The following is a 14,672-nucleotide window of genomic DNA, read 5'->3' on the forward strand; positions in this document are numbered from 1 at the left end:
TCTTAGTATTGTAGCATAAAAATTTCATCAAGGGAGATTGAGGAGCGATAAAACTTATGGATTAAGCAAAAAATAATAAATTTTTAAGCAACAGAATAAATAGAGGAAAGAAAATGAAGTAATGTTTCTGTATAATACTCAAAAATTTAGTGAATTTAAGGGTTTGTAATGAATATCAATTCAGAGTTTTTGAATCCTAAAGAAGCGTTAAAGCTTTACAAGTTAGATATTTTTACCTTAGGCAAAATGGCGGATGCAATTAGGCAGGAGTATTTTGGCAAGAAAGTGTTTTTTAACTCTAATGCGCATATTAACCCTACGAATGAGTGTTCGGATTTTTGTAGGTTTTGTGGATTTTCGGTGCATAGAAAAAACCCAAATCCTTATACCTTGAGTAAAGAAGAGGTTTTAATGAGGGCAAAGAAAGCCATAGAGTCGGGGGCGTTGGAGTTGCATATTGTGGGTGCACATAATCCTAAGTTAAATTTAGTATGGTATTTAGAGGTATTTGAGGCTTTGAAGCAAGAGTTTCCCTTTATTCACCTTAAGGCTTTAACAGCGGCTGAAGTGAATTACTTAGCAAAGATTACAGGAATAACTTATCAAGAGGTTCTAGAATCTATGGCTAAAGCGGGTGTGGATTCAATGCCCGGTGGTGGGGCGGAGATTTTTGATGAAAAAATTCGAGAATATATTTGTAAGGGGAAGGTGGATTCTAAGACTTGGTTGGCAACACACGGCTTTTGGCATAGTTTGGGTAAAAAATCTAATGCGACAATGCTCTTTGGGCATATAGAGAGTAGGGAGCATAGGATTGATCATTTGTTGAGATTGTATCATCAGCAAGAGGAGAGTGGAGGGTTTAATGCCTTTATCCCGCTTGTTTATCAAAAGGAAAATAATTTTTTGCAGGTTAAAGAGTTCCCTAGTGGGCAGGAAGTTTTAAAAACTATTGCTATTGCTAGAATCTTATTGCCTAATATTCCTCATATCAAGGCTTATTGGGCGACTTTGGGAATTAATTTGGCTATTGTAGCACAAGAGTTTGGGGCGGATGATATTGATGGGACTATCCAAAAAGAAGCTATTCAGAGTGCTAGTGGAAGCAAAAGTGCTAATGGAATTTTGAAAGATGAATTAATTGCGCAGATTACTAACGCCGGATTTATAGCGGTGGAACGCGATAGTTTGTATAATGAAGTAAAAGTTTATTGAGGGGGTATTTCTATGCAGTATTATAGTTATGAGTCTTTTAAGGCGGATATGAAAGCATTAGTTTGTAAGCTTGATTTTAATCCTGATGGGATTGTTGCGATTTCAAGAGGTGGATTAACAATGGCGCATTTTTTGGGGATTGCTTTAGATTTGCGTAAGGTTTATACTATCAATGCAACTTCTTTTGTTGATAGGGTTCGACAAGAATTGCAGGTTTGTAATATACCAGAGTTGGGGGGTAGTTCAAGAATCTTAATTGTCGATGAGATTATTGATAGCGGAGCGAGTATGGAGAGAGTGCTAAAAGTCCTAAAGAGTATTAATCCTAACATTGAGTTTAAAACTGCTGTGATTTTTGCTAAGAAAAATGCAAAGATACAACCAGATTATTTTATCCAAGAGGCTAAGGGTTGGATTGAGTTTTTCTGGGAGGTTGATATTATCCAATCTCTTAGAGGGGAGAGGGAGTGTTAGTTATTTTTGACGCTTTAGGCAGTTTTTGCATACTACATATAAAAGCATATCGTGTCCTACAAGTTTTGAATCATAGGAATTGGTAACTTCTATTTGGAGGTTTTCGATTTCTTCATTACAGAACTCTTCGATTTTGCCACATTCCACACAAATAATATGGTCGTGATGGAGTCCGCTAGCAATTTCGTAACGTTTTCCTGTTTTATCTACTTCTAAAGATTTTACAAAACCTTCTTTTTCTAAGAAAGATAAGATTCTATAAATAGAAGAAATGCTTGTGTTTTTGTAGGTTTTTTTAATAATTGCAAAAATATCTTCAGGACTTAAATGTCCTCCATCTTCGTAAATAGCCTTTAGGATAAATTCCCTTTGTTTGGAGTTTTTAAGATTATTTTTTCTAATCGAAAGATGTAATCTATCAAGAATAGTTTTAAGGGATTCTTTGTATTTCTTCATTGTTAGCCTTTTGTTTTATTTGAGATATCTTACTTGAATTATTGGGGAAATAAAACTTTAGGAGTATATCACAATAATACTATAAAAACAAATATAAAATGATAATTGTTTTTATTAATTATTAAGTTAATATTGATTATCATTTTATTGCAAGTTTTAAGTGTTTCAAAATATTCTAATCCAACATTATAAGGAGAGAAAATGTCAGTTTTGGTTATTGGAGGTGATGAGATCACTCCTATTAAGGCAGTGTTAAAGAATTTTGGTTGTGAGGAAATCACGCATTGGGATGGAAGAAGGGAAAGTGTTAATCATAAAGATTTGCCTAAAAATATTTCTTGTCTTGTGATGCTAACGAATTTTTTAAACCATAATACAATGAAGAAATTTCGTAATGCAGCAAAAAAGAAGGAGATTCCTATAATTTGCACTAAAAGGAGTGTAAGTTGCTTGTATTGTGAGTGTATGAGGGTTTTTGGCGAGGATCGTAAAAATTGTCCTTTTAAGTAACTTAGGTTTCTAAAATATAGGGGATAATTTAGTCTCCTTAAGGGAAATTTATAAAATATTCATCCTAAGGAAAAGTAGTTATTAAAAAGTGCAAAATGGGGGTTTCAGGGTAGTTAGTTTATTAAGTATCTTTAGTGATTATGTGTAGGAATTGTGAGAAACTTATTTAATGCTTTAAGGATAGTTTATAAACTAACAAAGAGGGATTAATGAGCGTTTAGATTATAAGGTATCGTAGCTCTAGTAGAGCCTATTTAAGAGGTTAAAATATTATTTTATTGTAAATTCTAAAGAATAAATAGACAATTTTTTAAAATTTTGTATGATAGAATAAGATTTTATATCTTTAAAGGAATTTAAACTTTTAATGAGATTTTTTTTGCGACTTTTAGGTGTTGTTGGGATTATTGGAGTTTTTTTAATTATTATTATTGTTGGGAATACCTACTCAGAAATTAGAGATGATACGGATAAAATCCTGCATTATAACCCTCCTATTGCTACACAGATTTTTGATAGAAAAGAACGTTTGATAGCGAATTTATTTGATAAAGAATTTCGTTTTTATGCGAGTTTTGGGGAGATACCCCCTAGAGTCATTGAAGCTTTATTGACTATTGAAGATACCTTGTTTTTTGAGCATATTGGGGTAAATTTGGATGCTATTATGCGTGCTATGCTTAAGAATATTAGAAATGCCCGTTATGCAGAGGGTGGAAGCACTATTACACAGCAACTTATTAAAAATATTGTTTTAACTAGAGATAAAACGATTGAAAGAAAACTCAAAGAAGTCCTTTTGGCTTTGCGCTTAGAAACTCTTTTAAGCAAAGAAGAGATTTTGGAACGTTATTTGAATCATACTTATTTTGGACACGGATTTTATGGTATTAAAACAGCTTCAAAGGGATATTTTAGAAAGGATATGGATGAGCTTACTTTAAAAGAAATTGCTATGCTTGTTTCGCTACCAAGAGCCCCAAGCTTTTATGATCCAACAAAAAATTATGATTTTTCTTTAGCAAGAGCTAATAATGTCTTGCAAAGAATGAATGAATTAGGCTGGATTTCTCAAGAAGAATTAGAGGAATCTTTAGCCCAAACTCCGCAAGTTTATGATGATACTTTAACAAAAAATGTTGCTCCTTATGTGGTTGATGAAGTGCAAAGACAACTTAAGGAGATAACAGATTTAAAAAGTGGTGGTTATAAGATTTATTTAAATATCGATCTTGATTATCAAGAGATTGCTCAAGAATCTCTTTATTTTGGTTATGAACAAATATTGTCTCGGCATAAAGATGATAAAAGTTTGCAAGATAAACTAAATGGGGCTTTTGTTGTTTTAGAAAATCAAAGCGGAAAGATTCTTGCTTTGGTTGGTGGAGTGGATTATAAAAAGAGTAATTTTAATCGTGCAACGCAGAGTTCTCGACAGATTGGTAGCAGTGTTAAACCTTTTTTGTATTTAAGTGCGATGGATTCTGGGCTGTCTCAAAACTATGAGATACCTGATATTGCTAGAACTTATGATTATAAGGTTAATAATGAGAAAAAAAGATGGCAACCTAAGAATTATGGAAGTACTCTAAGGGGGTTTGTAACGCTTAAAGAAGCATTGTCAAAATCCCTTAATTTAGCGACTATTAATTTGGTGGAAGAGGTGGGATTTGATAGGATTTATAATGAGCTAATGAAATATGGTTTTAAAAATATGCCAAAAGATTTAACTATTTCTTTAGGGAGTTTTGGCGCATCTCCAGTAGAAATGGCAAAAAATTTTATGGTCTTTTCTAATTATGGTGTGGTGATTGAACCACGATTAATCCATAAGATTGTAGATGCTAGGGGGGATATGGTGTTTTTTGGTGAAATAGTGGAAACAAGGCTAGTGGATGCAAATCAAAGTTTTTTAGTGATAGACATTTTACGCAATAGTATCGAAAATGGAACAGGAAGACGCGCCAAGATTGCAGGAATTGAAGTGGCAGGGAAGACGGGAACAACTAATGATAATGTTGATGCGTGGTTTGCTGGATTCTCCCCCAGTATAGAGGCAGTTATATGGTATGGAAAAGATGATAACACCTCTATGGGAGATAGTGAAACAGGAGGCGTTGCTCCAGCCCCTGTGTTTTCTTATTTTTTTAATAAAATTTTAGAGATTGATCCGGGATTACAACGCAATTTTAATGTTCCTGATGGCGTAAGGAGTAGTATTATTAATGGTGAAAAATATTTTTATACCAACAAAACACCTTTGAATCAAAATCAAAACACGCATAGCAATGAAATCATTTTTTAAACGCTTTTATCCTTACATTAAGGAATATAAATTATATTTTGTTTATTCTGTCTTAGGGACGATTATGGTTGCTGTTGCTAGTAGTGCAAGTGCTTATCTTGTCAAACCTGTGCTTGATGATATTTTTATTAAAAGAGATGAGACAATGCTTAAGATACTTCCTTTTTTGGTTGTCTTAGCTTATTTTGCTAAAGGATTGGGCGCTTATATCCAAACTTATTTTATGAATTTTGTTGGGCAAGATATTACAAGACGTTTAAAAGATGTTTTATTACAAAAAATGCTGACTTTTGAAATGGAGTTTTTTAATCGTTATCGTAATGGTGAGCTTTTTTCACGGGTTACTAGTGATATTGGAGCGGTTCAAGGAGCGGTTTCAAACTATTTTATTGAAGGGATTAGAGAGGGATTGACGATTGTAGGTCTTATTGGTGTTGTGATTTACCAAAGTCCTCAATTAGCATTTTTTGGGCTTATTATTATGCCTTTAGCAATCTATCCTATTGTTTTAATTGCTAGAAAAATGCGCAAAACTTCTAAAAAAATGCAGGAGAAGAATGCAGATTTGTCTTCAAAGCTTATTGAAATTTTTAATAATATAGAGATTATTAAAGCCAATAATGGTAGCAAAATAGAGCTTGATGAGTTTTCTTATCAAAATAAAGAACTTTTTAAGCTTTCTATGAAAACAGTGCGTATTTCGGAATTAACATCGCCTTTAATGGAAACTTTGGGTGCTATTGCGGTTGCTGGGGTGATTTTTGTTGGGGGTTATAAAGTTATTGATGGAGAGATTTCTACAGGAGCGTTTTTTTCTTTTGTAACAGCGTTATTTATGCTTTATACTCCTTTAAAACGGGTTAGTAACCTTTATGGGAGGATTCAGATAGCCTTTGCTGCTGGAGATAGAATCTTTGAAATATTGGACAGAAAAGAAAAAATACAAGATGGTGTTCAGGTTTTACAAGAAGAGATAAAAAGCATAGTTTTTGAGGGAGTGGATTTATTTTATGGAGAAAAACAGGCTTTAAAGAACATCAACTTATCTATTAATGAGGGAGAGTGTATTGCTTTAGTTGGGGATAGTGGAGGAGGGAAGAGTTCTTTAGTAAATTTACTTTTGCGCCTTTATGATGCTAGTGGGGGAAGGATTGTTATTAATAGGAGAGATATAAGGAATTATACACAAGAGTCTTTGCGGAGTAAAATTGCCATTGTTACACAAAGAATTTTTATTTTTAATGATAGTATTGCAAAAAATATTGCTTATAATGCAGAGATTGATGAGGATAAAGTAAAAGATGCTTTAAAACAAGCTAAAATTTGGGATTATGTTCAATCGCTTCCTCAAGGAATGTATAGTGTTTTAGATGAATTTGGGACTAATTTAAGTGGTGGGCAGCGACAAAGAATAGCTATCGCAAGAGCATTGTATAAGAATCCTGAAATTTTAATTTTAGATGAGGCTACAAGTGCATTGGATAATAAAATAGAAGAAGAATTAAAAGAGGCTTTAGTGAAGATTATAAAAAATAGGATTGTTATTATCATTGCGCATCGTCCTTCAACGATTGCTTTAGCAAACAAAATTTATTTTTTTCAAAATGGCGAAATTACAAATAGTGGAACTAGAGAGGAGATATTTGAAAAATCTAAAACCTTTGGCGGAGTATAATGAAAATATCTAAAGTATATCTAGTATAAAGTATGCTATAATGCGCAGAAATACCCAAAAAAAGAGGAAGTGATTATGTCTAATTTATCTAGCGTTGATCAAACTACGAATTTGCATAGAAATAATGAGTTACAGCTTTTATGCTTTAGACTTGAAAAAGATAAAGATTTGTATGCAGTCAATGTTTTTAAGATACGAGAAGTTGTTAAGTATCGTGGAGATGTTACGGTAATATCGCACGAGGGGAATTCTTTGGTGGAAGGATTGATTACTATTAGGGAACTGACTATTCCTTTAATAGACTTAAAGAAATGGTTTTATTATGATGCTAATGATGAAGCTAAGAATCTTGAAAACTATGGTGTTAAGAGAGAAGAAGGAGAAGATGAAGTAGTGATGATATGTGAGTTTTCAAGATGGACAGTTGGTGTTCGTATCTATGAAGCCGATAGGATTCTCAATAAAAAATGGACAGAAATTGAGCAAAGCCCAGATACGGGTTTAAATACTAAATTGGTTAGCCGAACAAGGTATTTTGATGGGAGTTTGGTTCAAGTGGTGGATATTGAAAGAATGCTTGTTGATGTATTTCCTTGGGTTGAAGATGAGAAGAATGATCAAATTAACAGAATTAAGCAAATTGTTAGTGATAAAGAAGTGCTTTTGGCAGATGATTCTTTAACCGTTGTTAAAACTATGGAAAATATTTTGAATAAATTAGGGGTTAATTATAAAACTTTTTCAAATGGACAAAAGTTATTGGATTATGTCTTTGGTGAAACAGATATTTCTAAGATAGGTGTTGTTATTACAGATTTAGAGATGCCAGAAGCAAGTGGTTTTGAGGTTATGAAGCAAATCAAAGGAGATCCTAGAACTTCTCATATTCCTATTGTTGTAAATTCTTCTATGAGTGGTAGCAGCAATGAAGATATGGCACGTTCTTTAAATGCCGATGAATTTATTTCTAAATCTGATCCTATCCAAGTAGAGGATGCTCTAAGACGTCTAATGATTAAATAAGTTAATCCTTATTAATCATTAATTATAAAAAACTTTTAAAACTCTTTAATTTCGATAAATTCCCAAAAAACCGTAATGCTAAAATATATATATTGACTTAAATCAAATTTTGAGAATTGTTAAAATGTTATAATTTTTTGTGCATCGAAATGATGTTGAAATTAAGACTTTATAAGGAGACTTTTGTGGTAATGGATAGAAGAGCATTTTTAAAAACCGCTGCAGCTGCTAGTGCTGCTAGTGCAGTTGGTATTGCTGTCCCTACTTCAAGTTTAGCAGCAGCTAAAGAAGTTGAAGGTAATTGGAAGTGGGATAAGGCAGTCTGTAGATTTTGTGGAACTGGCTGTGGAATTATGGTAGCAACTAAGGATGAGCAAATTGTTGCTGTTAAAGGAGATCCAGCAGCTCCTGTAAATAGAGGATTAAATTGCATTAAGGGTTATTTTAATGCAAAAATTATGTATGGACAAGATAGATTAACTCAACCTTTGTTGCGTGTAAATTCTAAGGGTGAGTTTGATAAGAAAGGAAAATTTCAACCTGTAAGTTGGGAAAAAGCTTTTGATGTAATGGCACAAAAGTTTAAAGAAACTTATAATGAGCTTGGACCTACAGGGATTGGCGTGTTTGGCTCTGGACAATATACCGTTCAAGAGGGTTATGCTGCAGTTAAGCTAGTTAAAGGAGGATTTAGAAGTAATAATATTGATCCTAATGCTAGACATTGTATGGCTAGTGCTGTTGTTGGATTCATAGAAACTTTTGGTATTGATGAGCCAGCGGGCTGTTATGATGATATTGAATTAACGGATACTATTGTAACTTGGGGAGCTAATATGGCAGAAATGCATCCTATTTTATGGGCTAGAGTTACAGATAGAAAGTTATCTAATCCCGATAAAGTAAAGATTGTCAATCTTACACCTTATTCTAATAGAACTTCAGATTTAGCTGATACAGAAATTGTGTTTGCTCCGCATACAGATTTAGCAATTTGGAATTATATTGCAAGGGAAATTGTTTATAATAATCCAAAAAGCATTGATTGGGGATTTGTTAAGAAAAATTGTATTTTTACAACAGGTTTTGCAGATATTGGTTATGGTATGCGAACAGACATTAAGCATTCTGATTATAATCCCAAAGAGCTTGATACTGCAGCCAAAGAAAAATCAAAAGTTATTAGTCGTAATGAGGGAGTAACTTTACAATATTTAGGAATGAAATCTGGCGATGTTATGGAAAATAAGCATAATGCTCAAGCTGGGAATCATTGGGAAATTTCCTTTGAGGATTTTAAAAAGGCATTAGCCCCTTATACATTGGATTTTGTTGCGCAACTTGCTAAAGGAGATTCTGCTGAGAGTTTAGAGGATTTCAAAGCAAAATTAAAACAACTTGCCAATTATTATACGCAACAAGACAGAAAAGTTGTAAGTTTTTGGACTATGGGTATGAATCAACATACAAGAGGGACTTGGGTTAATGAGCAAGCTTATATGGTGCATATGCTTTTAGGTAAGCAGGCAAAACCAGGAAGTGGTGCTTTTTCATTGACAGGACAACCAAGTGCTTGTGGGACAGCAAGAGAAGTAGGGACATTTGCTCATAGATTACCCGCTGATATGGTAGTAGGAAACAAAAAACATAGAGATACTACGGAGAAAATTTGGAAATTACCTTCAGGAACACTTAATCCAGCTATTGGGGCGCATTTTATGCAGATTATGCGTAATTTAGAAGATGGAAAGATTAAGTGGGCTTGGGTTCAAGTAAATAACCCTTGGCAGAATACAGCTAATGCAAACCATTGGATAAAAGCTGCTAGAGAAATGGATAATTTTATTGTAGTTTCTGATGCTTATCCGGGTATTAGTGCAAAAGTGGCGGATTTGATTTTGCCTGTTGCAATGATTTATGAAAAATGGGGTGCCTACGGAAATGCTGAAAGAAGGACACAGCATTGGAAACAACAGGTATTGCCTCAAGGTGATGCTATGAGTGATATTTGGCATATGATGGAATTTTCTAAACGTTTTACATTAAAAGAGGTGTGGGGTGAGCAAAAAATTAATGATAAATTAACACTCCCTAGTGTGCTAGAAGCAGCTAGATCTATGGGATATAATGATGATACGACACTCTTTGAAGTTTTATTTGCCAATAAAGAGGCAAAAAGCTATTCTGTTTCTGACAAAACATTAAAAAATACTCTGAATTCTGAAGTATTTGGTGATAAACGCAATATTATTGGAAGTGATGGAAAAGTTTTTGAAGGCTATGGATTTTTTGTTCAAAAATATCTTTGGGAGGAATATCGTAAATTTGGTGTAGGACACGGTCACGATTTAGCGGACTTTGATACTTATCATCGTGTAAGAGGGTTAAGATGGCCAGTTGTCGATGGAAAGGAAACTCAATGGAGATTTAATGCCAAATATGATTATTATGCAAGAAAGCAAAATAATGGTGATTTTGCCTTTTATGGTGAATTACAAAAATCCCTTCCTAGAGGAGATTTGTTAAGCCCAAAAACAGAAGAAACCTATTCGCTTAAAAATAAAGCAAAAATATTCTTCCGCCCTTATATGGATCCACCAGAAATGCCAAATCAAGAATACCCCTTTTGGTTAAGTACAGGTAGGGTTTTAGAGCATTGGCATAGTGGAACAATGACAATGAGAGTTCCAGAACTTTATCGCGCAGTGCCAGAAGCATTATGTTATATGAATCCAAAAGATGGAGAGAAATTAAGCATACAACAAAATGATCTTGTTTGGGTTGAGTCAAGACGCGGAAAGGTAAAGGCTAGGGTTGATATGCGTGGTAGGAATAGACCACCTGTTGGCTTAGTTTATGTGCCGTGGTTTGATGAAAAAGTTTATATTAATAAAGTTTGCCTTGATGCGACTTGTCCAATTTCTAAACAAACAGATTTTAAGAAATGTGCAGTTAAGATTTATAAGGCATAAAAAGTATGGACGCAAATAATCCACGAAGAAAATTTCTATTAAGTAGCGCTCAAGCTGTTGCATTGGCTTCTATTGGTGGGTTGATTTGGAGTGCTTTTTTAAAAGAAAGTAAAGCGAACTCTTTAATACTAAGACCACCTGGTGCTTTAAAAGAAGAAGAGTTTTTAAAGCATTGTATTAAGTGTGGTTTATGTGTAGAGGCTTGTCCTTTTGACACTCTAAAGCTTGCTAGTGCAGGAGATGGGATGCCTATTGGAACTCCTTATTTTAAGCCAAGAGATATTCCTTGTGAGATGTGTCCTGATATTCCTTGTGTGCCTATTTGTCCAACAAAAGCTTTAGATCCTCAATCTGTCCAAGATAAAAATGGCTTATGGGAGATTAGGGATGCAAGAATGGGTGTTGCTATTGTCGATAAGGAACATTGCATCGCTTATTGGGGAATTCAATGTGATGCTTGTTATCGCGCGTGTCCTTTGATTGGTGAAGCAATTAAGCTAGAAGTAAAACGTAATGAACGCACTGGTAAGCATTCTTATCTTTTACCTGTTGTGGAAAGTGAAGTTTGCACCGGTTGTGGTAAATGCGAGAAAGCGTGTGTAACAGATAAACCATCTATTGTTGTTTTACCCCGAGAAATTGCGTTGGGTAGTGTTGGAACAAATTATATTAAAGGGTGGGAATCCCAAGATGAAAATCGTTTAGAAAAGGCAAAAACCCATAATTTGCCAGAAGTTCTTAACCCTTCAAAAGTGCAAGATTATTTAAATAGTGGAGAGATTTAAGATGGGGAAATATCAATTTTTGATCTTAAGACGATTAATCCAAGTGGGCTTACTCCTTTTATATTTTTTGGGTAATTATGCAGGTTGGAAAATATTACAAGGCAATCTTAGTGGTTCTTTAGTTTTTGGAGTGATTCCCTTAAGTGATCCTTTTGCTATCTTACAACTCTTTTTTAGCGGAGCTGTTGTAGGGACTAATGCGTTAATTGGAGCTTTAATTATTGCATTATTCTATGGATTGTTAGTTGGAAGAGCTTATTGTTCTTATGTCTGTCCAATAAATTTAATCACAGATTTAGCAAATTATTTGCGTAGAATCTTAAAAATTGGAAGTTTAGGAAGTTTTATATTCTTAAAAAAACAAATTCGTTATATCGTATTAATTTTATCTTTGATCCTATCAAGTATTTTTGGATTAGCCGCTTTTGAAGCTATTAGCCCTATTTCTATGCTACATAGAGGTTTGGTTTTTGGAATGGGATTTGGTGGTTTTTCTTTGTTGATAGTTTTTTTGTTGGATTTGTTTGTAACTAAGAATGCTTTTTGTGGGCATTTATGTCCTCTTGGGGCTTTCTATTCATTTATTGGTAGATTCGCATTGTTGAGGGTTCAATATGATTTAGAATCCTGCACACTTTGTATGGAATGTAAGCATATATGTCCAGAAAAACAAGTTTTGGGACTTATTGGCAAAAATAGTGGAAATGTAGTAAGTGGTGAATGCACGCGTTGTGGAAGATGTATTGAGGTTTGTGGGGATAATGCCCTTGCATTCAATCTTTTGAGTTTTGCAAAAAAGGAAAAGAAATGAATTTTAAAAAAGTAGCAATAATGAGTATTGCGGTATCGGTAATTGTTTTTTTGGGCTGTCAAGGATTTCAGAGTTATTCAGATGATGAATTGGGTTTAAGAAAAACTACTTTATTTAATGAAAATGCGACCATAGAGGCTTATGATTATAGTGGTAAGGTAGCAGGAGAATCAACGCTTATTGAAAGAGCATTTGAAAATGCTCCACCAATGATTCCACATAGCACAGAGGATATGTTGCCTATTACAAAGGATAATAATGCTTGTACTTCTTGCCATTTGCCTGATATTGCTGAAGCAGTAGGTGCTGTTCCTATGCCTAAGTCGCATTTTTATAGCTTTAGGAATGGTATTGATTTGCAAGGACAAATGGATGATTCCCGTTTTAATTGTGTGATTTGTCATACAACCCAAGTGAATGCACCAGCACTTGTTGGTAATAGTTTTAAAGCAGATTTTCGTCAAGATAATGGAAATACCCGCTCTAATCTTCTTGATGTCTTAAATGAAGGATTAAAATAAATGCTTAATAGGAGGGAGTTTTTTCATTCTTTATTAAGCTATGGGAAACAAAAAGAAGAAAAACTTTTTGTTTTGCCCCCTTATAACTTTGATCGTTCCCTTTTTTACAAATCTTGTCAAGAATGCCAAAAAGATTGTATAGAAGCTTGCAACAGGGTTTGTAAAGAAGGGATTATTAAGAATAATGGCGAATATGTTTATGTAGATTTTGGGATTGATGGTTGTAAATTGTGTGGAGAGTGTGCCATTGCTTGTCCCAATGGAGTATTGGAAGTTAAGGAAGAGGAGGATTGGAAGAATGGGGCAAATTGGAATGTTGCTATTGTTATTGAGGAGGATTTATGTATTGCTCATCAAAAAACAATGTGTTATACCTGTAAGGATATTTGTCAAAGTGTATTGGGAATCTCTAATGCTATTGAGTTTATCGGACTTTTTTATCCTAAAATTAATCAGAAATGTATAGGTTGTGGAATGTGTATTAAAAGTTGTCCTAGCAATGCTATTGGAATTGTGGAGAGAGGGAATGTATAGAATTTTATTACTACTAGTATCAGTTTTTACTTTTGCTAAAACAATAACTCCAAGCTATGAACTTAATATTAATCATAATATTATCTCTATGGACTTGATAGAGGGACGATTATTTGTTGCAACAGATTTTGGTGAAGTTTTAGAAATAAATTTTGACCAAACTTTAAAAAATGTTAAAGAACATACTATTGTTAAATTACCAAATATTCGTGGTTTTTTTGATGATTTCTATGCACCTAAAGTTTTCTCTGTGGATGTTTATAAAGATAAATATTTGATTAATAGTGAAGGTAGTCAAGGAACAAAAAATCTTTTTATCTTTGATGGGAAGTTAGCATTAATTTTTGGTGTGGAAAATTCTTTAAATATTAAAAAAGCTGTTTTTGTTAATGAGCAACAAATATTTTTGGGATTAGTAAGTAATGAGATATTGTTGTATGATTTAAAGTATTCTAAAGTCTTATACCGCAAACAGCTTTCTGAAGCGAGATTTTCGGATTTTGTTTTAAGTGAAGATAGAAAATATTTTTTAAGCACTTCAGAATCAGGGATTTTGTATTATGGTAAAACACAAGATGGAGAAATCTTGCAGACTTTTGAAGAAGTGAATAAAGATAATGTCTATGAAGTGAAGATGGAAAAAGATTCTATGGGTAATATTACTATTATTACAGCTGGACAAGACAGGAGGGTTGGGGTTTATTTTTTAGATACTCACCAAAGAAAACAATTCTATATTAAAGAATCTGAATTTTTGGTATATAGCGTAGGACTTAGTGAGAATGCTTCTAGGGGTGCTTATACCAAAAATGAAAATAGTGATATTATTGTTTTTGATATTAAAAGCAAAGAAGAGATAGCCCATTTAAAGGGACATACAAGTTTATTAAATAGTATTGTTTTTATTAATGATTCAATCCTTATAAGCTCTGAAGATGGGCGAAGGGTTTTATTTTGGAAATTACCTTGAGGAGAAAGTATGCAGGATTTTAATGTATCTGGTGTTGTCGTTATGTGTCAGCCAGAAGATATAAGTAAGTTATGGGGAGAAATGGAGCAAATAGCAAATGTTCAATGCCATTATAAAGATGAGAGTGGCAAAATTATTATTACTATTGAATCTGAAAATATTGAAAATGAGATAAAAACGCTTAAAATGATAGAGGGGATTAAAGGGGTAATGTCGGCACAAATGATTTATTCTTATCATAGCTCGGAATTAGAATCTATGCGAGATGATATACAAAAAGCTGATAGTATTCCCCAAATTTTAAAAGATGATACACTACAAGCACAGGATATTACTTATGCTGGGGATGTTGAAAGCTCTTTAGAGGCTATTTTAAAAAAATAAATTATTAAAATCTAAAACTTAGAAAAAGTAAAGTTTC

Annotated in this window: 14 protein-coding genes; 13 read left to right on the plus strand and 1 reads right to left on the minus strand. The window is 33.5% G+C overall.

Features of this window, described 5'->3' with window-relative positions; translation table 11 throughout:
• The first annotated feature begins 168 nt into the window (after positions 1-168).
• Positions 169-1,215: an aminofutalosine synthase MqnE gene (mqnE, locus tag C6H18_RS07385; protein ID WP_104722468.1), complete on the plus strand. Its 1,047-nt coding sequence runs from the start codon at positions 169-171 to the stop codon at positions 1,213-1,215.
• Positions 1,216-1,227: 12 nt separating this feature from the next.
• The gene (locus tag C6H18_RS07390; protein ID WP_104722469.1) at positions 1,228-1,689 is read left to right on the plus strand and encodes a phosphoribosyltransferase; all 462 of its coding nucleotides are present in this window, start codon (positions 1,228-1,230) and stop codon (positions 1,687-1,689) included.
• On the opposite strand, the gene fur is transcribed toward C6H18_RS07390, so the two are convergent.
• Positions 1,690-2,145 carry a ferric iron uptake transcriptional regulator gene (fur, locus tag C6H18_RS07395; protein WP_104722470.1) on the minus strand — a complete coding sequence of 152 codons (456 nt, stop codon included), beginning with the start codon at positions 2,143-2,145 and terminating at the stop codon, positions 1,690-1,692.
• 201 nt (positions 2,146-2,346) lie between these two features.
• Between fur and C6H18_RS07400 the strand changes: the two genes are divergently transcribed.
• The 11 genes from C6H18_RS07400 (at position 2,347) to C6H18_RS07450 (ending at position 14,635) form a co-directional block, all read left to right on the plus strand.
• Positions 2,347-2,655 carry a DUF2325 domain-containing protein gene (locus C6H18_RS07400; RefSeq protein WP_104722471.1) on the plus strand — a complete coding sequence of 103 codons (309 nt, stop codon included), beginning with the start codon at positions 2,347-2,349 and terminating at the stop codon, positions 2,653-2,655.
• A gap of 367 nt (positions 2,656-3,022) precedes the next feature.
• The gene (locus C6H18_RS07405; RefSeq protein ID WP_104722472.1) at positions 3,023-4,960 is read left to right on the plus strand and encodes a transglycosylase domain-containing protein; all 1,938 of its coding nucleotides are present in this window, start codon (positions 3,023-3,025) and stop codon (positions 4,958-4,960) included.
• On the plus strand, positions 4,944-6,635 hold the full coding sequence (locus C6H18_RS07410; RefSeq protein WP_104722473.1) for an ABC transporter ATP-binding protein: 1,692 nt from the start codon (positions 4,944-4,946) through the stop codon (positions 6,633-6,635). The genes C6H18_RS07405 and C6H18_RS07410 overlap by 17 nt, the downstream gene beginning before the upstream one ends.
• Before the next feature lie 75 nt (positions 6,636-6,710).
• On the plus strand, positions 6,711-7,658 hold the full coding sequence (locus C6H18_RS07415) for a chemotaxis protein CheW (protein WP_104722474.1): 948 nt from the start codon (positions 6,711-6,713) through the stop codon (positions 7,656-7,658).
• Between the two features lie 191 nt (positions 7,659-7,849).
• Positions 7,850-10,630 carry a nitrate reductase catalytic subunit NapA gene (gene napA, locus C6H18_RS07420; protein ID WP_104722501.1) on the plus strand — a complete coding sequence of 927 codons (2,781 nt, stop codon included), beginning with the start codon at positions 7,850-7,852 and terminating at the stop codon, positions 10,628-10,630.
• Positions 10,631-10,635: 5 nt separating this feature from the next.
• The gene (napG, locus tag C6H18_RS07425; protein WP_104722475.1) at positions 10,636-11,415 is read left to right on the plus strand and encodes a ferredoxin-type protein NapG; all 780 of its coding nucleotides are present in this window, start codon (positions 10,636-10,638) and stop codon (positions 11,413-11,415) included.
• Position 11,416: 1 nt separating this feature from the next.
• On the plus strand, positions 11,417-12,226 hold the full coding sequence (gene napH / locus C6H18_RS07430) for a quinol dehydrogenase ferredoxin subunit NapH (RefSeq protein WP_104722476.1): 810 nt from the start codon (positions 11,417-11,419) through the stop codon (positions 12,224-12,226).
• Positions 12,223-12,747: a nitrate reductase cytochrome c-type subunit gene (locus C6H18_RS07435; RefSeq protein WP_104722477.1), complete on the plus strand. Its 525-nt coding sequence runs from the start codon at positions 12,223-12,225 to the stop codon at positions 12,745-12,747. Before napH ends, C6H18_RS07435 begins: the two co-directional genes overlap by 4 nt.
• Positions 12,748-13,281 (plus strand): 4Fe-4S binding protein, encoded by a 534-nt coding sequence (locus C6H18_RS07440; RefSeq protein ID WP_104722478.1) that lies wholly within the window; start codon positions 12,748-12,750, stop codon positions 13,279-13,281.
• A complete protein-coding gene (locus C6H18_RS07445; RefSeq protein ID WP_104722479.1) occupies positions 13,274-14,251 on the plus strand; it encodes a WD40 repeat domain-containing protein in 978 nt (325 codons plus the stop codon). Before C6H18_RS07440 ends, C6H18_RS07445 begins: the two co-directional genes overlap by 8 nt.
• A gap of 9 nt (positions 14,252-14,260) precedes the next feature.
• Positions 14,261-14,635: a chaperone NapD gene (locus tag C6H18_RS07450; protein ID WP_104722480.1), complete on the plus strand. Its 375-nt coding sequence runs from the start codon at positions 14,261-14,263 to the stop codon at positions 14,633-14,635.
• Positions 14,636-14,672: the final 37 nt, after the last annotated feature.

The sequence above is a fragment of the Helicobacter mesocricetorum genome, assembly GCF_900198605.1.
Lineage (GTDB): Bacteria > Campylobacterota > Campylobacteria > Campylobacterales > Helicobacteraceae > Helicobacter_D > Helicobacter_D mesocricetorum.

Coding starts and splice junctions, on each gene's coding strand:
- mqnE (WP_104722468.1), top strand. CDS start 169: ATGAATATCAATTCAGAGTTTTTGAATCCTAAAGAAGCGTTAAAGCTT.
- C6H18_RS07390 (WP_104722469.1), top strand. CDS start 1,228: ATGCAGTATTATAGTTATGAGTCTTTTAAGGCGGATATGAAAGCATTA.
- fur (WP_104722470.1), bottom strand. CDS start 2,145: ATGAAGAAATACAAAGAATCCCTTAAAACTATTCTTGATAGATTACAT.
- C6H18_RS07400 (WP_104722471.1), top strand. CDS start 2,347: ATGTCAGTTTTGGTTATTGGAGGTGATGAGATCACTCCTATTAAGGCA.
- C6H18_RS07405 (WP_104722472.1), top strand. CDS start 3,023: ATGAGATTTTTTTTGCGACTTTTAGGTGTTGTTGGGATTATTGGAGTT.
- C6H18_RS07410 (WP_104722473.1), top strand. CDS start 4,944: ATGAAATCATTTTTTAAACGCTTTTATCCTTACATTAAGGAATATAAA.
- C6H18_RS07415 (WP_104722474.1), top strand. CDS start 6,711: ATGTCTAATTTATCTAGCGTTGATCAAACTACGAATTTGCATAGAAAT.
- napA (WP_104722501.1), top strand. CDS start 7,850: ATGGATAGAAGAGCATTTTTAAAAACCGCTGCAGCTGCTAGTGCTGCT.
- napG (WP_104722475.1), top strand. CDS start 10,636: ATGGACGCAAATAATCCACGAAGAAAATTTCTATTAAGTAGCGCTCAA.
- napH (WP_104722476.1), top strand. CDS start 11,417: ATGGGGAAATATCAATTTTTGATCTTAAGACGATTAATCCAAGTGGGC.
- C6H18_RS07435 (WP_104722477.1), top strand. CDS start 12,223: ATGAATTTTAAAAAAGTAGCAATAATGAGTATTGCGGTATCGGTAATT.
- C6H18_RS07440 (WP_104722478.1), top strand. CDS start 12,748: ATGCTTAATAGGAGGGAGTTTTTTCATTCTTTATTAAGCTATGGGAAA.
- C6H18_RS07445 (WP_104722479.1), top strand. CDS start 13,274: ATGTATAGAATTTTATTACTACTAGTATCAGTTTTTACTTTTGCTAAA.
- C6H18_RS07450 (WP_104722480.1), top strand. CDS start 14,261: ATGCAGGATTTTAATGTATCTGGTGTTGTCGTTATGTGTCAGCCAGAA.